Annotated in this window: 17 protein-coding genes; 2 read left to right on the top strand and 15 right to left on the bottom strand. The window is 53.6% G+C overall.

The window, feature by feature from the left end:
* A partial coding sequence (locus ACNKIB_RS14840) for a transposase (RefSeq protein ID WP_417911347.1) occupies positions 1–187 on the top strand: 187 nt, incomplete at its 5' end.
* Between the two features lie 5 nt (positions 188–192).
* Here ACNKIB_RS14840 and ACNKIB_RS14835 read toward each other — a convergent pair.
* From ACNKIB_RS14835 to ACNKIB_RS14765, 15 genes are all read right to left on the bottom strand, one after another.
* A complete protein-coding gene (locus ACNKIB_RS14835) occupies positions 193–1,290 on the bottom strand; it encodes a patatin-like phospholipase family protein (protein ID WP_417911346.1) in 1,098 nt (365 codons plus the stop codon).
* Between the two features lie 156 nt (positions 1,291–1,446).
* Positions 1,447–2,802 (bottom strand): DNA repair protein RadA, encoded by a 1,356-nt coding sequence (gene radA / locus ACNKIB_RS14830; protein WP_417911350.1) that lies wholly within the window; start codon positions 2,800–2,802, stop codon positions 1,447–1,449.
* 84 nt (positions 2,803–2,886) lie between these two features.
* A complete protein-coding gene (mqnE, locus tag ACNKIB_RS14825; RefSeq protein ID WP_417911349.1) occupies positions 2,887–3,981 on the bottom strand; it encodes an aminofutalosine synthase MqnE in 1,095 nt (364 codons plus the stop codon).
* 141 nt (positions 3,982–4,122) lie between these two features.
* Entirely contained in the window at positions 4,123–4,401 is a 279-nt protein-coding gene (locus tag ACNKIB_RS14820; protein WP_417911345.1) for a hypothetical protein, read from the bottom strand.
* A gap of 114 nt (positions 4,402–4,515) precedes the next feature.
* Positions 4,516–5,301 carry a glycosyltransferase family 2 protein gene (locus tag ACNKIB_RS14815; protein WP_417911344.1) on the bottom strand — a complete coding sequence of 262 codons (786 nt, stop codon included), beginning with the start codon at positions 5,299–5,301 and terminating at the stop codon, positions 4,516–4,518.
* Between the two features lie 2 nt (positions 5,302–5,303).
* A complete protein-coding gene (locus ACNKIB_RS14810; RefSeq protein WP_417911343.1) occupies positions 5,304–6,440 on the bottom strand; it encodes a glycosyltransferase family 9 protein in 1,137 nt (378 codons plus the stop codon).
* A gap of 194 nt (positions 6,441–6,634) precedes the next feature.
* A complete protein-coding gene (locus tag ACNKIB_RS14805; protein ID WP_417911342.1) occupies positions 6,635–6,781 on the bottom strand; it encodes a hypothetical protein in 147 nt (48 codons plus the stop codon).
* A gap of 51 nt (positions 6,782–6,832) precedes the next feature.
* Complete coding sequence (gene mnmE / locus ACNKIB_RS14800; RefSeq protein ID WP_417911341.1) at positions 6,833–8,233, bottom strand: tRNA uridine-5-carboxymethylaminomethyl(34) synthesis GTPase MnmE; 1,401 nt, start codon at positions 8,231–8,233, stop codon at positions 6,833–6,835.
* The gene (locus ACNKIB_RS14795; protein WP_417911340.1) at positions 8,208–9,104 is read right to left on the bottom strand and encodes a Jag N-terminal domain-containing protein; all 897 of its coding nucleotides are present in this window, start codon (positions 9,102–9,104) and stop codon (positions 8,208–8,210) included. The genes mnmE and ACNKIB_RS14795 overlap by 26 nt, the downstream gene beginning before the upstream one ends.
* 10 nt (positions 9,105–9,114) lie before the next feature.
* Positions 9,115–10,749, bottom strand: a complete 1,635-nt coding sequence (yidC, locus tag ACNKIB_RS14790) for a membrane protein insertase YidC (RefSeq protein WP_417911339.1) — start codon at positions 10,747–10,749, stop codon at positions 9,115–9,117.
* A gap of 60 nt (positions 10,750–10,809) precedes the next feature.
* Positions 10,810–11,052 (bottom strand): membrane protein insertion efficiency factor YidD, encoded by a 243-nt coding sequence (gene yidD, locus ACNKIB_RS14785; RefSeq protein WP_417911338.1) that lies wholly within the window; start codon positions 11,050–11,052, stop codon positions 10,810–10,812.
* Positions 11,039–11,398: a ribonuclease P protein component gene (rnpA, locus tag ACNKIB_RS14780; RefSeq protein ID WP_417911337.1), complete on the bottom strand. Its 360-nt coding sequence runs from the start codon at positions 11,396–11,398 to the stop codon at positions 11,039–11,041. Before rnpA ends, yidD begins: the two co-directional genes overlap by 14 nt.
* A gap of 5 nt (positions 11,399–11,403) precedes the next feature.
* Positions 11,404–11,541 carry a 50S ribosomal protein L34 gene (rpmH, locus tag ACNKIB_RS14775; protein ID WP_417911336.1) on the bottom strand — a complete coding sequence of 46 codons (138 nt, stop codon included), beginning with the start codon at positions 11,539–11,541 and terminating at the stop codon, positions 11,404–11,406.
* Between the two features lie 278 nt (positions 11,542–11,819).
* Positions 11,820–12,962 carry a D-alanyl-D-alanine carboxypeptidase gene (locus ACNKIB_RS14770; protein ID WP_417911335.1) on the bottom strand — a complete coding sequence of 381 codons (1,143 nt, stop codon included), beginning with the start codon at positions 12,960–12,962 and terminating at the stop codon, positions 11,820–11,822.
* 163 nt (positions 12,963–13,125) lie between these two features.
* Positions 13,126–14,817 carry a DUF3352 domain-containing protein gene (locus ACNKIB_RS14765; protein ID WP_417911334.1) on the bottom strand — a complete coding sequence of 564 codons (1,692 nt, stop codon included), beginning with the start codon at positions 14,815–14,817 and terminating at the stop codon, positions 13,126–13,128.
* Positions 14,818–15,021: 204 nt separating this feature from the next.
* Between ACNKIB_RS14765 and ACNKIB_RS14760 the strand changes: the two genes are divergently transcribed.
* Complete coding sequence (locus ACNKIB_RS14760; protein WP_417911348.1) at positions 15,022–15,705, top strand: XTP/dITP diphosphatase; 684 nt, start codon at positions 15,022–15,024, stop codon at positions 15,703–15,705.
* Positions 15,706–15,821: the final 116 nt, after the last annotated feature.

The following is a 15,821-nucleotide window of genomic DNA, read 5'->3' as shown; positions in this document are numbered from 1 at the left end:
TAATGCAGCCTTTCACAAACGTGATGACATTCAGGAGGCCATCTCTTCATGTGGACATGAACTTGAATTCCTGCCACCTTACTCTCCTGATCTTAATCCGATTGAACATGAATGGGCGCAGGCAAAAGCTCTCAGAAAAAAATATCGATGCTCGGTTGAGGAGCTTTTTCAGAACGATATAATATGATCATTTTATATCGCTACAGCTATAGCAAGATGGTTTTTGACAAAAGTCATTAACTCCTTTCGGTTATTCTCAACAAGCTGCTTGCCAAAGAAACACAGTCGGCGCATATTATCCTTAGTAGCGCAATCCATTGTAGGAACCAGCCCATCAATGTCAAGATTTTTCTTGTAATCACCGAATTCGCCATCAATCCGCAGGTAGTTTTTGGGATTTTCCGGCTTATTACCTGCATTATCTCCGCAGGTACGTTGTTCAAGACTCGCAAACACACTGTGCATCTGATAATCAACTGTCTGCGCAACGCCTTCCATGAAAATATTAATCAGCGGACGTGCCCAACCTGCAATACCCCAATCCCTGCATTGTTTAAGTGTAATGGTTTCTGCTTTTCTCCCTGTACCAAGAGAAAGAATAACAATCTCTTCTGGACAAACGCCTTTACCTAGGCCGCGTCCTTTGGTTAGAGCTTCAACATAGGCGCAAGCTGTCGGATTATTGGCAAACACGCCGCCGTCAATAACTGGAGTAGCATTAGGAATATCATCTAAGCTCTCAGGGCAAGCAGGTTCAAAGTAGGTTGGAGCAGCAGATGTCGAACGGGCAACATCACGAACCAAGAAGTTAGACTCTTCATTGAGATCAGCATCATGTTTTGTAAAGAAAACAGGACGATATTTCCGCACATCATAGCCTGTAATCAAACATGGTCGGATTAATTCTTTTAGGGTAGTCTCTTTAAAATACTTCTTAAGAACATGTTCCAGGGTTTTGGCATCATATTTAGTATCTGCTAAACCACCTCCTGTCGCAATGATCTGCCAAACGCTTCGATCAAAAATTTCATCACCGTGATTAAGATAAAGCTCCTGCGCATCTACCGCACTAAATCGAGCGCACCCAGGATTTTTTAAATCAGGCATGAGAAGAAGGCAGGCAAGAATACCACCTGTGCTTGTACCAGCAATAAAATCAAAGCACTCGCCAATCTTGCATTTATCACCACGCTCTTTTTGAATCATCTTCTCCAGCTCAACAAGTACTGCCGCTGGGATGAGTCCTTTGATGCCTCCGCCGTCGATGGAGAGAATAGTATACTTATCCATGCTGCGTCTCCTTTTTTATTCTACTTATAAAAGTATGTAAAGATTATCCTGTTGCAGACAGCAACCGCAGAAATCCTGTAGCGTAAATGCTATAGCGCAACTTTGCAAGATATTTTTGCGCTGTGTCCAGCAGGGAGGGAAAATTAACGAGGTGGCTTAGGCAACAAAGAGCCGTTCAACTACTTCATGCACGGTGCGCACTGGATAAATTTGAATGCCTTCTGCGGCACTGGCTTCCAGTTGCCTGCGGCTGGATTCGGGCATGAGAAAGGTCTTGAAACCGAGTCGCCGGGCTTCGCGCAAGCGCATCTCGATCTGGCCAACGGCCCGAATCTCGCCTGCTAAACCGACTTCACCGCAAACCACAGTCGCTGGATCAACAATTTTCTCATAAAGGCTGGAGAGCAGGGCCACAATCACGGCCAGATCAAGAGCAGGCTCATCAATGCGAATGCCGCCCGCGATGTTGAGAAAAATATCATGATCGAACAGCGTTACCCCAATCTTTTTTTCAAGCACCGCAGTCAAGAGGGCTAAACGCTGGGGATCAGCCCCGATAGCAGTACGCCGAGACGTACCAAGGCTGGATGGACTGACCAGGGCCTGTACTTCAACCAAAATAGGCCGAGTTCCCTCGACACTGGGCATGACCACGGAGCCAGGCACATTGACCGGTCGTTCGGCAAGAAAGAGGGCAGACGGGTTATCGACCTCAGCTAGGCCGCTCTCCTTCATTTCAAAGACACCAATCTCATTGGTCGAGCCAAAGCGGTTCTTGACTGTGCGCAGCAGACGAAAGACTTGACTGCTATCGCCCTCGAAGTAGAGCACGGTATCGACCATGTGCTCCAATACACGCGGCCCAGCGATGGAGCCATCTTTGGTGACGTGGCCAATCAGAATAATCGGCAGATCTGTGCGCTTGGCCAGATTGACGAGCAGCGAAGTGGATTCCCGGACTTGCGTGACAGAGCCGGGCGCAGAGCTGACCGTTTCACTATAGAGAGTCTGGATCGAATCCACGGCTAAAAAGGCAGGCTGCACCTCGTCAACTAAACTGAGGATCGCCTGTACCGAGTTTTCCGCAGCCAGGAAGATCTGCTCGCTCTGCACCGCCAGCCGTTCTGCCCGCATTCGGATTTGGCGGACAGACTCCTCGCCGCTGACATAAAGCACCTTGTGCTGCTGCTGGGCTAAGGCTGCGAGGAGTTGGAGAATCAGCGTGGATTTACCAATGCCCGGATCACCACCAATTAGGATCATCGAACCAGGAACGATGCCGCCGCCTAAAGTGCGATCTAGCTCGCTGATCCCAGTGACAAGACGTTCTGCTTCCTCACCGCCTTGGCCGTTTAAGGGAAAGACCTGGGCTGTAGTTCGCAGGAGACGCGGTTTGGCTTTTGCTTGACTGAGGGTGTCCCATTCGCCGCACTGCGGACAACGACCAAGCCATTTGCCGCTTTCATGACCACAGCTGGCGCAGAGGAAAACCTGCTTTTCTTTGCTCGACATGATAGAAAGGAAAAATAGGTCGCGCAACAGTGTGCTGTGGCCGCAACCATGAGGGCACTTTGCAGAAAATACCGGCTGTTGCGTTTAAAAGCGAGCAAGAACATTGTAGAGGGTATCTCGCTCAACTGGCTCGCGGCCTGCTTCTTTAATCATGCGGATTAAGGTGGTATGGCCAAGGGCTTGCTCGCTTTCGCCACCTGCCATCCGGGTGATAATCTCCTCTTTCACGGTGCCGTCGAGATCATCTGCCCCAAAAGAAAGGGCCACTTGCGCCAGCTTAGGGCCGATCATCACCCAATAGGCTTTGATATGGGGAAAATTGTCCAGCATCAGCCGGGCAACCGCAATATTCTTCAGATCATCCACACCCGTGGTGCGCGATAAGCCCGCAAATTCGGTATTTTTCGGGTGAAAGGCTAAAGGAATATAGGTAAGAAAGCCGCCGGTCTCGTCCTGTGCCTGCCGTAAGGCATCAAGATGTTCGAGCCGCTCGTCAATGGTCTCGATATGCCCATAGAGCATGGTGGCATTGGTCTTCAAACCCAGACGATGCGCGGTTTGTGCCACCTGTAGCCAACCAGCCCCGTCCAGCTTCTTGGGGCAAGTCAGTTGCCGAATGCGCGGACTAAACACTTCCGCGCCACCGCCGGGCAGCGAGCCAAGCCCAGCCTCTTGCAGTTCGGCCAGGGTGGCCGCAACGGATTGGCCACTGAGGTCAGCCAGGTGCTGAATCTCCACACAGGTGAAGGCCTGAATATGCACAGCAGGCCGGATAGCTTTAATCCCGCGCAAGGCCTCAATATAGTACGAATACGGCAGATCAGGATGAATCCCACCGACCATGTGGATCTCGGTGATCGGCTCATCGAGCCGCTGCTGTACTTTGTCCTTGATCTGCGCAATGCTCATCTCGTAGGCCAGCGCATGGCCCTTCTCTTTGCCAAAGGCACAGAACTTACAAAGATTTGTGCAGATGTTAGAATAATTAATGTGCTGATTGTAAATAAAAAAGGCTTGATTGCCATTCTTGCGCTCGCGAACCAGGTTCGCCAGATAGCCGACAGCTAAAAGATCAGGGCAATTGTAAAGCTGTTTGCCCTCTTCGAGAGAAAGACGTACTTCGTTCTTCACCTTGTCAAGGATAGCACCGAGACCGGCCTGTTGGATAAAGGAGTCCATAGATGCGCAACTCATAAAATTTTTCTGGGCAAGCCTGGGAGATAAGCAGCCGTCATCCGGCTGCTAGGGCCTGGTACGTAGGTAGAACGAGCAAGGTAGGAGGGAGAATGCAGCTGCCTCCGGGCGATACAGGCGTGCTTCTCAAGGTTGTCCGTCTGAAGCCACTTTCTTTTCGCACTCTTCTGCTGGTGCTTGCTGCGCGTCCTCTGCTGGGATCACGCCACCGGCCTGCTTGAGTAAGGCGTTCTTCATCTCTTTCTTCATCATCTCGTCCTTCAAGATGGCCTGCATGAGCTTGTCGTCCATATAGGTCTGGTTCTGCGAATACGAGAAATGGCGCAGCTTGACGATCAACCAAACCACTGACAGCACGAGCACGGCCATCATAACCACAAAGAGTAACCACATCAGACCGCTCATAGTTTTCTCCTCCTGCGCTGGAGAGCCATTTTGTGTTGGGATGTTTCCTCGTTCCTGCGCCTATCCTAGGGCATAATTGCGACGTATGCAACAGGTCTCCTCGTTCGGGCGCAATTACAGATAACTGCGTACACCTTTCTCGCACCAGGTGAGCTTTTGCTCCACTGTGGTCTTGAGCAGCTGGTCGTTCGCCTCCAGATAGGCGCGGTCGTTCAGCGAATGATAAAGATGATACGCCAAAGCATTGAACTTGATGTTCCGGCGAATCAGACCATAATTCAGCAGGCGGGCCGTAAACTCCGAATCCTCTCTGCCCCAGCCGACAAACTCTTCATTAAAGCCGTTCACGGCCAAGGCATCGCTGCGCCAAAAGGCGAAATTGCAGGTTCTCACCCCGTACATCCCCCTGTCTCGATAAGAAAAAAGGCGGCAAAGAATGGCCGAGCGCAAGCAGTTCTTGCGGTTTTCCACGCCTCGGCGACAAAAGGGGTCGTGCAGCTTTCTCCCAGAGAGAACTTCCTTGCTCAATTGCTCGCCGAGCAGCACCCGCGTGCCTTGGACAAAACAGCCTGGGCGAGCCAAGTGGGCATGGTCGAAAATGAAATGTCGCTCCAGGATGATATCGCCGTCAATCAGGACAATATAGTCGCCATTGGTCTTGGCAATGGCTTTGTTGCGGCTGGCCGCGAGCCGGAATCCTTCGTCTTCTTGCCAAGAGTGAATGACCGGCACTGCTGCCTTGGCCGCAATCCGGCGGATCAATTCAGCAGTGTCAGGCCGCGAGCCATCATCCGCGATAATGATCTCCAGCGGCTTTTTTTTCTGCTGGAGACAGCTTTTGAGCGACAGGGCAAGGGCTTCTTTCCAGTTGTAGGTGGTGATAATCAGGCTGATTCGCATGGTCAGGACTCCAGCAACGCTGCCGCCGCGTCAGAAACCATCTGCACCGAAATACCCTTCATGCAGGCAAGATGCGCACAGCTGCGTTGCCGACATTCCAGGCAGTGCAAGCCCTCAGCTCTGATAATGCGAGAAGCTACACTCCACGGCCCAACTCGCTCTGGATGAGTCGGGCCAAAGAGCGCAACTACCGGCACCTTGGCCAAAGCAGCAATGTGCATTGGCCCAGAATCCAGACCAACATACAACGCAGAACGACTGATCAACGCCGCAGACTGGGCGAGATTCAGGCGGCCTGCGGCAATGACCGGCTGACTGCGCATCAATCGCGTAATTGCCGCGATATAGTTTACATCCTGCTTACTCCCGCCAAAAACTAACAACCTGCCCTGGGCAGCAAAATGATCCGCCAGTTCAGCCCAGCGTTCAACCGGCCAAAATTTCGTCTGCCACCGGGCTGCTGGGTTGGCGTAGATGATTTGCTTACCTCTTGCGCCCTGTTCAGCCAAAAAGATCTGCGCTGCTTCTCTGTCTTCCTCTCGGCAAGGCAAATGAAAATCCTCTGCTGCTACATTAATACCCAGTTGTTTGCAGAAGAGTAAGTTTTTTTCTTGCGCATGTTGTACCTCAGCTGGAACTGCAACGAGCTGATCCTGAAACAAGGTATTAAGTTCTTTGGCATCGCGGAAACCAATTCGCATCCCGCCAGGATTTGTCCAACCTAAAAGACCACTACGAAACGAAGCGTGCAGATCAAGGATCAGATCATAAGGTGCTTGGCGGAATTGTTTGCGGAGAGTTTGCAGGGTTTGCAGTGTAGCTTTACCTGCCGCCAACCAAGCCCAACGGCCTGCTTGCGGTTCGCTAGTCGAGGGAATTTGAATGGGGTAAATTGCGTCAATATTCTGGTCTGCGGCCAATAAAGGGGCAAACGCCTGCTGCACAATCCAGCCGATAAAACAGCCAGGCAAGCTGCGTTTCAAGGCATGAACCACGGGCAGCGTATGAACGATATCGCCGAGCGAACTCGGTTTAACGATGAGGATCCGACTGGTTTCTAACGGCATTTTAAGCGGGGCGATTTCGCAACCTAGAGCCAGAGATTCCCGATCAGCGGTTCTTAACGAGCTAGAAAACATACGGAAGGCAGCTAGAGTAACGTCTCATTTTCCTGCTTGCGGACGAGCTTGGCCTTGTTTTTGGCTCAGTAAGAGACGAGTGCGGCTCGTTTGCCAAGGAGTTTGGCTCGGCCAGAAAGGAGTTCTACTCGGCAAGAGAGGAGTTTTGCCAAGCCGAACTCCTTTCCTGCCGACTTGCAAAGGAGTTTGGCCGACTAAAACTCCTTTCTAAGTCGGCAAGACTCCTTTGCGGCTAACCAAAACTCCTTTGTTACTCGGCCAGACTCCTTTGTTGCCGAGCAGAACTCCTTTCCAACTCGGCAAAACTCCTTTGTTGCCGACTTCAACTCCTTTCTGGCCAAGCCAAACTCCTTTCAAAACGGACTAGAAAGCAGAGAAAGCACTATTCAGAGTTATTTCCCGATACAAAATTGCGAAAACACCGCATCAAGCACGTCATCCGGCGTGGTCAACCCGACGATATCCGCCAGATGATCCAGGACAGTTTGGAGGTCAACGGCCAGCAAGTCCGCAGATTCGCCAGCCAGCAGGGTTACTTCAACCTGACCACAGGCAGTTAAGGTCTTTTCTAAGATCATCTTATGGCGAAGATTGGGCGCACAGGCCAGCCGCTCCTCCAGCTCTTCGCCCTTGCCCAGTACAACCTGTTGAATCGCGTCGAGCAGGGCTTCGATGCCGTTGCCACTCTTGGCTGCTGTCCGTACCTGCATTTCTCCGGCCAATTCTTGGCTGATTTGCTCGATCAATTCCGGGACAGCCGCATCGAGCTTGTTTAACACCACGATGCGCTTTTTTTCCGCCAGCGATTGCAGCAATTCGCGGTCAGGCGCGGTCAATTTTTGCGAGGCATCCAGGACGAGCAGCACCAAATCAGCCTGTTCAACCTTGCGCCGTGCCCGTTCAATGCCCAAGCCTTCCAGGGCATCAGCGTGGTCGCGGATACCTGCCGTATCCACCAGATGCACTGGGATGCCGCGCACTGAGATGAGTTCCTCGATAGTGTCTCTTGTCGTGCCAGGCAAATCAGCAACCAGGGCACGTTCCTCGCGCAGCAGGGCATTGAGCAAACTGGATTTGCCAACATTGGGCCGCCCAGCGATTACCACCTTGATACCCTCGCGGAAAACCCGGCCTTGTTCAGCCAAGACCAGTAGCCGTTGGAGAGGTTGCTCTACCTGCTCGCGCAGTTGCGCCTGGAGCTGGTCGCGTTCAAGAAGTTCAACCGCATCATCGGGAAAATCTATCGCCACCTCGACCTGCGCTAATATTCTAACCAGCGCATCCCGCACCGCATTGATTCGCTCAGACAAGGCACCTTGCAGTTGTTCCGCCGCTAGCTTGGCACTGACTGCTGTGCGGGCTTCAATCAGATCTACCACCGCTTCAGCGCGGGTCAGATCAATCCGCCCGGCCAGAAAAGCCCGTTTGGTGAACTCGCCTGGCTCGGCAAGCCGCGCCCCAGCCGCCAGCACTTCGGCCAAAATCGCTTGCAGCACCGGCCAACTGCCGTGACTCTGGATTTCCGCGACATCTTCGCAGGTGTAACTGTACGGTGCCCGCATCAGCACAGCCATCGCTTCATCCAGCACCGTGCCGTGGCGGTCGAGCACCTTGCCGTAGCAGAGCCGATGGCTGGGCAGAGGATGTCGCTTCTGTCGCTGGGGGAGAAAAATTCTCTCCAATATCCCAGCAGACTGTGGCCCGCTGATGCGAATGATACCGATACCGCCGCTGCCCGGGGCAGTGGCGATAGCAGCGATGGTTTCCTCAGTCTTCAGAGGGCTTGCCCCCATTTTGCTGCCCTTTGCGCGGATATGGCTTTTTCCGGCCTGGCTTGTAAATCAGCACCTTTTTAAACAGACCGTCACCAACCGAGCGGCTGCGGATTTCCTTGTCATCCTGAAGGAACATGTGGACGATTCGCCGTTCTGAAGGATTGAGCGCGGGAATAGCCTGGGTCATGCCGTCCTCGCGTACCTGGGCAGCCAGCTCCAGCACCCGCTTCTTCAGCTCCTCAATCCGCCGCTCGCGGTAGTCACCTACTTCCAGCGAAAGTTTGGTCCGATCAGGCAGCAGACGGGAGGTCATTTTTCGCAGCAGATATTGGAGGCTATCCAAAGTGCGGCCCTCCTGCCCGGTGAGGATGGCCTGATACTCGCCGCTGATTTTGCAGGCTACGGTTTGATGTTCCAACTCCACAGTCACCGTCGAGGCGCAACCCATCAGCTCCAACATGGTGGCCACGTCCTGCCGCACTGACTCCAGTGCTTCTGGCGAAGGTGGCAGATACGGCCCTTCTTCTACCGGAGCAGCTTTCGGCTCAGGAGGTGCAAGCTCCTCACGCTGCGCAACTTTCTCCGGCTGGGGCTTGGTAGGCTTTTTTCGCTCCCTAGGAGGCCGTTCTTTTTTCTTCGCTTCCTTGACCGGTGCAAGTTCTGTAGGCGGTGCTACCGCTTTCGGCTCTGCATAAACTTCCGCAGGTTTGGCCTGCTCCTTGCAGCTTACCCGGATGCGCGCCCGTTTTCGGCAAAGACCGAAGATACCGGGTGAGCCGGTCTCCAGTACTTCGATAGCTAGATTTTCCTGCGAGGTAGCCAGCTCTTTGCAGGCATTGGCAATTGCGTCGGCAACGTTGCTGCCGTAAAAATCGTGTTTTTTTGCCATGATGAACTCCTCAATGTGGGACTGCCTCTACAGTTTGCCGGTTGATGAGCTGCTGCTGAAGGATCGAAAGCAGGTTGCTGACAAACCAGTACAGTACCAGACCAGAGGCAAAATTGACAAACATGATTGTGAATACGACTGGCATCATCTGCATCATCTTGGCCTGCTGTGGATCAGCCGTGGTTGGGGTCATTTTCTGCTGAAGATACATGGTACCGCCCATCAACAGGGTGAGTACCGGAATGCCGTGCAGCAAAGGGATCTCAAAACCGAGCATGAGCCGGTCTGGGGCAGATAGGTCGTTGATCCAAAGCATGAAGGGCGCGTGGCGCAGCTCAATAGCCGCCATCAGCACCTTGTAGAGGGCAAAGAAAAAGGGAATCTGAATCAGCATAGGCAGGCAACCGCCAAGCGGATTGACCTTGTACGTCTTATACATGGCCATCATCTCCTGATTCATCTTTACTGGGTCGTCCTTGAACTTCTCCCGCAGCTTGGCGACTTTGGGCTGAATCTTCTGCATGTTCTTCATCGACTTCATGCCCTTGTGCGTCACTGGCCAGAAGGCTCCTTTGACCGCGCAGGTGAGCAGAATGATGGCGATGCCGTAATTGCCAAAGATGCCGTGGAAAAAATTGAGCAACCAGAGCATGGGTTTCGCCAGTGGACCAAGCCAGCCGAAATTGATCGTCTCTTCCAGCTCGTAGCCAACCTCTTTCAGATAGGAGAGCTTCTTCGGGCCAAAATACCCCTCATGCGCAAAGACAGCAGACGCACCTGGAGCCAGCTCGCGCTGCCCTTCGGTGAGCACGGTGCGAATATTTTTCTCGCCAGACGCGCTAATGGTGATGCTGCCATTGCCGCTTTTCTCCGGTAACAGGGTGAGCATGAAATAGCTATCCATGTGCCCGGCCCAGCTCACTGCGCCCTGAAAGACCAATGGGCCGCTGCCCAGCTCTTTGGCCGCGATTTCATGCAGCTGGTGGTTGACATACACCGTTGGCCCGCTGAAAAGGTCGTTGCTGGCCCCGCCGGATTTTAATGGCCCATTGGTCATCGAAAGGGCAGGAAGCACTTGGGCCGGAGCAGCACTGCTATTCGTCACTGTAACGACGCTACCGATCAGATAATTGTCTGCATGAAAGACCAACTTGCGTTCAATGCACAAGCCTTCAGCCAGCTCGGCCCGCAGGAGCAGGCTGCTGTCGCCCTGCATGGCACTGACCGCTGTTTTTTCCGCCTTGAAAAGGGGCAGTTCCTTGGCCGCGCCGCCATCAAGGCTGAAAGTCATCGGCAGTTCCGCTGGATTGCTGACGGTGATCAACTCAACCGGCGGTGAGTTCTTGTCTCGCGCTTGCCGATAGTTTTTCAGGATGAAGCTCTTCAGACCGCCGCCTTGCTCAAAGAAAACCGCCTTGTAGATTGGGGTCTCTACGCTGATTTCGCGGGCAGCAGCATTGACAGGCACTTGAGCAGTTGCGGGCTGGGCCGCTGTTTGCTCCTGCGTCTGCGCTGGGACAGTGGTGGTCTGCTGCTGTCCTGCAACAGGTGGCATAACCGGCTTGGGCGGAGGGAATACATACTGCCAACCCAGCAGGATAAGCATAGAAATAATGATGGCCAGCAAGGCCCGATAGGTGTCCATTTGTTGTATTGTGTCGGTTGAAAAGGAAAAGTCCTGCGGAACAGCGGCAGTTTAGCGGCGTTATTCAACCGGATCATAGCCGCCTGCGGCGAAGGGATGACAGCGCAGGATACGTCGCAAGGCCAGCAGGCTGCCCCGCGTCGCGCCGTGGCGAACCACGGCTTGAGCTGCGTATTCTGAGCAGGTGGGAACGTAGCGGCAGCAGGGCGGAAACAACGGAGAAATGCAGAGCTGATAGCTCTGCACCAGCAGCAGGCAGAACTCTACGGCTATGCTGCGGCGGCCCGGCTCAGACCTGTTCATCGTGCTGCTCTGGCAGGCCGGTCAAAACCGCAACCGCTGCCCGGACATCGTTCATGCCGTGGATTGAGAATTCTGGCCGCACCGCGAAGACTATATCGTGAGAAGCGGGAAAAATTTCTCGGTGCAGGCGAAAGGTTTCGCGGATGATCCGCTTGATCCGGTTGCGGCGCACTGCGCTACCTGTTTTGGCTTGGATACTAATACCGAGACGGCTGCTCGGCTGGCTGCTGCCGAGGCAGACCAAGGTGAAACCTCTCCCGCGCAGCCGCGTACCGTTCCGATAAACCAAATTATATTCTCCGGTTTTCCTGAGCAAACAGGATTTAGGGAGAGTGAACTGCTTCATGCGGCTCAGGCGGAGAGTCTTCTCCGTCCCTTAGCCCGCCGTCTTCTAATTACTTCCTGGCCGGATCGAGTTCTCATTCGGGCACGGAATCCGTGGGTACGGGCACGTTTGATATTACTGGGCTGAAATGTTCTTTTGCTCATGATCTCGCTTCCTGATGCTGGGTTTGATTGAGCCTGCCGCTATCCCCGACGGTCTAGTAGAAATCGCGCTGTAGGGGTAAGATGTTCATCGCGTAATAGCAGCAGCGCAAAATATGCAGCGGGCCGAGGCCGCCGCGTTGATTTAAAATTTTTAATTGTACTCACAGGCAGCAGGGCTGTCAAATTATTTCCCGCTTGAAGCGAGAAAGATGGGTGGCAAATAAGGTTTCTGTGATGACAGGGAGCACCTGGTTCCCGTGCTCGCAACATCCCGCCTGCTACTGCACCTCTGCGCCGCCGCTTTTGCCTAACTGCGCCAGCCGGAGCTGTTCCTTTTTCTGAAAGCCGTAGTCAACCAGTCGCCGGATGTCACTCCACATGGTAGAGCTGCCCATAATGGCGACTACCAGGATATCATCCCCTCGCCGGAACTGGCCAACATAGGTCTGGCGGGCACTACTGGTGTAACCGGTTTTGCCACCCATTGCTCCGTCGATTTGCCAGAGTGCCTTGTTATGATTCTTCAGTAATTTGCCATCGGAGGTGACGATTTTCGTCAGCCGCATCCGCTCGGCAAAGTCGCGATCCTGCATGGCGTGCCGGAATATCTGGGCCAGGTCACGCGCAGTGGTCTGTTGTCCTTCAGCAGTGAGACCAGAGGCTGTGCGACAGATTGTATTCTCTGCGCCCCAAAGTCGGGCGTGCAAAGTCATCAGATTTGCAAAGGCAGGCTCGCTGCCTGCGATTTTCTCTGCCAAAGCAACACTGGCATCATTGGCCGATTCTAGCAGTACAGCGTTGATCAGGTCGTCCGCTTTGTAATGCTGGCCAGAGTTCAGATAAATTTTGGAGCGCGGCATGGCTTCGGCATGGGAGCTAACTCCGACTTTCTCGTTCTCCTCCAGTCGTTTGAGAGCGATCAAGCCGGTTAGTACCTTAATCGTCGAGGCGGGCTGGCGGGGATTATCTGCGGCCTTGTCGAAAATCGGTTCACCTGTTCGGGCATCTAAAATCATCACGCTCTTGGAGGTGATGCGCAGGCCATAATCCTCGACAGGTGCGGCAAATCGGGCCTCTGCCCGGCTGATGGCGGCTCGAATGCTCTCCCTAAACTTGCGAGCGGCAGTCAACGGCTCTGCTTCTTTGCGTAGCTGCCTGGTCAAGGTGGATTTACAGATTCGCCTGACTTTACCCTTTTTGGCGACCTGCCGCTTAACGGCCACGTGTTTCTTGGCAGCCTTGCTGGTTACTTTAGGAGCCGCTGCCCGCTGTTTTTGGACAGCTGCTGCTTGCGGACGCTTTTTCCCACCGTTGCCCAAAACAGGCACTGCGGCCACTGGCTGGAGAGAGGCGGCGATCAGAAAACAGGCCGTCAACACGTGCAGGAAGAGAGAATGGTAACGATGTTTGGATGCTGTCATGATCATGAGTGCGACGGTGTGTTTTCAGGTTCCTCCGCTTTATTAAATATCGGGTAGCGAGGTATCCTGTCAAGCAGCAGCACCAGCTTTGCTGAGAAATATTCTTACTTTCTTGCTCCGCAAAACACGAGGCAGGCTAAGAAGTCCTGTCTCTATTCTTTCATTATACTGCTTTTCTTCTGAAAACTAGAACTGAATTTGCATGATCTTCCTGAGCCTGCGCAGAGCCTATAACAAAGTCCAGCGATTGCAGCAGGCGAAAAATTTCTTCCCGCAGCCGTTCCGCAGAAACACGGGCTGAAGCTGAGAAGGCTGCGGCTGCCCAGCTCGTCATTTTTTGTGCCTCGGTGGACAGCAGGGCAGGCCGTAAAGTAAAGGCAGAAGCATTGGCTGCACTGAACTGAGCAGTCAGCTTTGGACCCAACAGCTCGCGCATAGCCTGCGACAGTCCTTTGCCTTCCTCGGCCAGCAGGGTTTTCAGGGCTGCTTCGCCGTTGGCCAGGTAGAGCATCTTGTCGGTCAGGGCCAGGGCAGGATGAGCAACATCCGAGGGCAGCAGACTCCAGTAATAAATCGGGTGGCCGTTAACTTCAATGACTCGTTCCTTGGCCATATTTTGCTCGGCCATCTTTTGCCGCAGTGTCTCTACGAGCTTAACGGCTGTTTCTCGCTGCTGAACTTGGGCAAAGAGCACCAACTTGGGCAGCGGGAAGAGACCAGTGCTCACCACCTCGCTGACCGTCATGCCAACCTGCGGCCCAAGAGCTGCAAAGAGACCTTGCAGCGATAGACCCAGCTGTTGCTGCACGGCTGCGTCCATAGCCTGATATTGAGCTGGCTCAACAGCGGCAAAGAGCTGGTCATTTAGGCCAGAAAACCAGCTATACAGCAGGGTCTTGTCGGTCAACAGATGGAGGCTCAGATTGTTCTTTTCCGGCAAGGGCTGATACTGCTGGCGCACCGACTCAGGCAGCTTGGCAAGATCATAATCAACCCTACTTTTCACCTGCACATCGCCTTGATGGACGATGGTTACGCTGCTGATGCTCTTGAATCCCTGCAAATACGCGGCGGCCTTCTTCAGCTCTGGCTTGCCAACAGCAGCAACCAAGCTGCTGACCTTTTCCGGGTTGGCGTAGAATTGTACAAAGCAGTGGTCTTGGCTCGCTTCTGCCCAGAACTTTTTCGCCGCGACAAAGGCAGGGGTATTCCGCAAGCTGTGACCCGTTGCTTTCTGCTTGAGGGCGATGGCAATCGTCTCTGGGTTAAAGGCAAGCAGGATCACCCCGTCTTTGGCAGAGCTGTAGAGCACTTCGTTGTTGTCGAGTTGAATGCGGGTCAGCTCAAGGCCATTGATAGTCTCCTTGCTAAAGCTGTCGCGCAAGGTCAAACGGGCCAGGCTTTGCGCTGATTCGGCTGCTGCGGAAGAGCCAAAGGCGAGCAGTATCTTTTTCTGTTCTTCTGCCGGGTGGGTTTTAAGGCGGGCAGGATCAGGGGCGAGCAGGGCCAAGGTCAGATCATCGCCGAAAAGCTGCTGAACGACAGGATTGTCCAGTAACTGGCTGGCACTGTCATACAACTCGTCGTATTGGTGCAGAGTCTCCTCAGTTGCCTGCTGCTCAGTCAAGATGGCCCGCATGGTTGGCTTGGCGAAGAACTTGGCCAAGGCAGATTCCGGGAAGACCTTGGCAAGGCCTTGCATATCCAGCAGTGTGACGGTGGCCAAGGCATCTGTGGGTAGGTAATCAGCGTAGTAGTCGCTGCCAGCAAGCGGGGCAACTGCCTGTTGCACGTAATACAAGGCTGCGCCAGCGACTCCGGCCAGCAGCAGGACAAGGAACAAGACTTTCTTCATCGGCTAGCTCCTGGCGTGAAGGTGAGCAAGGTCGGCAGATACGCCGCGCAGCCGGGAAATTTTACCTGAACCCGATGCAAAGTCAATGCGCATCAGGTATGATGGGGCGGTCAGTCGCTGGCCGAAGAGTAAGCAGCAGGCTGTTTTCCCATGCTTTCAACAGCCCAGCAGGAGAGCGAAAAATTCATCCAGAGGAAACAGATTATGGACAATATCATCGTCCTTGCCACCGGTAATCAGAATAAAGTGAAGGAATTGCAAGCCTTGGTCAAGGATTTTCCCGTGGAAATCCGCTGTCTGAAGGACTTTGGCCCCATGCCAGAGGCGATAGAGGACGGTGCGACCTTTGAGGAGAACGCTTACAAGAAGGCTTTACATTATGCCAAGATCCTTGGCCTGCCTGCGTTAGCCGATGACTCTGGTTTAGTTGTCGATGCACTCGATGGTGCCCCAGGCGTATATTCTGCCCGCTATAGCGGCGAGAAGGCCACAGACTGGGACAACTGTACCAAGCTCCTGCACGAGATGCAGGGCCAAACCAAGCGCGCTGCCCGCTTCGTCTGCGTCCTGTCGCTGGCTGTGCCACACGGTCCGGCGTTAACCTGGGAAGGTCGCTGCGAAGGGCAAATCACTGCCGAGCGACAAGGAGAAGCTGGTTTCGGCTACGATCCCGTGTTTTATTACCCAGAATTCGGCAAGACCTTTGCGGAAGTCAGTATGGCGGAAAAAAGCCAGGTCAGTCACCGAGGCCGCGCCATGCAGGAGTTCGCCGCAGAGCTTGATAAGGTACTGCAATGGCTCAAACAACGAATGCGCGAGGTTAAACCAGTCAAGCCAGATCATGCGGAGTTTGCCCATAACGATTGGTCTGAAGAAAGAATGGTCTGAGGCGAAATATCACAAGGTTCTTGTCAAGCTACACAAGTTTGCTGCCGAGCTATAACTCTTTGTGGATCGACAAAAGAAGGTTCTGGCTTAACAACAACCTTGTGTAGCTTGGCAGG

The sequence above is a fragment of the Candidatus Electronema sp. PJ genome (assembly GCF_048287395.1).
GTDB lineage: Bacteria > Desulfobacterota > Desulfobulbia > Desulfobulbales > Desulfobulbaceae > Electronema.
This window is presented reverse-complemented; position numbering and strand designations above follow the sequence as displayed.

Bases quoted from the DNA above. Each gene is read 5' to 3' on its own strand.
- ACNKIB_RS14835 (WP_417911346.1), bottom strand. From the start codon at position 1,290: ATGGATAAGTATACTATTCTCTCCATCGACGGCGGAGGCATCAAAGGA.
- radA (WP_417911350.1), bottom strand. From the start codon at position 2,802: ATGTCGAGCAAAGAAAAGCAGGTTTTCCTCTGCGCCAGCTGTGGTCAT.
- mqnE (WP_417911349.1), bottom strand. From the start codon at position 3,981: ATGGACTCCTTTATCCAACAGGCCGGTCTCGGTGCTATCCTTGACAAG.
- ACNKIB_RS14820 (WP_417911345.1), bottom strand. From the start codon at position 4,401: ATGAGCGGTCTGATGTGGTTACTCTTTGTGGTTATGATGGCCGTGCTC.
- ACNKIB_RS14815 (WP_417911344.1), bottom strand. From the start codon at position 5,301: ATGCGAATCAGCCTGATTATCACCACCTACAACTGGAAAGAAGCCCTT.
- ACNKIB_RS14810 (WP_417911343.1), bottom strand. From the start codon at position 6,440: ATGTTTTCTAGCTCGTTAAGAACCGCTGATCGGGAATCTCTGGCTCTA.
- mnmE (WP_417911341.1), bottom strand. From the start codon at position 8,233: ATGGGGGCAAGCCCTCTGAAGACTGAGGAAACCATCGCTGCTATCGCC.
- ACNKIB_RS14795 (WP_417911340.1), bottom strand. From the start codon at position 9,104: ATGGCAAAAAAACACGATTTTTACGGCAGCAACGTTGCCGACGCAATT.
- yidC (WP_417911339.1), bottom strand. From the start codon at position 10,749: ATGGACACCTATCGGGCCTTGCTGGCCATCATTATTTCTATGCTTATC.
- yidD (WP_417911338.1), bottom strand. From the start codon at position 11,052: ATGAACAGGTCTGAGCCGGGCCGCCGCAGCATAGCCGTAGAGTTCTGC.
- rnpA (WP_417911337.1), bottom strand. From the start codon at position 11,398: ATGAAGCAGTTCACTCTCCCTAAATCCTGTTTGCTCAGGAAAACCGGA.
- rpmH (WP_417911336.1), bottom strand. From the start codon at position 11,541: ATGAGCAAAAGAACATTTCAGCCCAGTAATATCAAACGTGCCCGTACC.
- ACNKIB_RS14770 (WP_417911335.1), bottom strand. From the start codon at position 12,962: ATGACAGCATCCAAACATCGTTACCATTCTCTCTTCCTGCACGTGTTG.
- ACNKIB_RS14765 (WP_417911334.1), bottom strand. From the start codon at position 14,817: ATGAAGAAAGTCTTGTTCCTTGTCCTGCTGCTGGCCGGAGTCGCTGGC.
- ACNKIB_RS14760 (WP_417911348.1), top strand. From the start codon at position 15,022: ATGGACAATATCATCGTCCTTGCCACCGGTAATCAGAATAAAGTGAAG.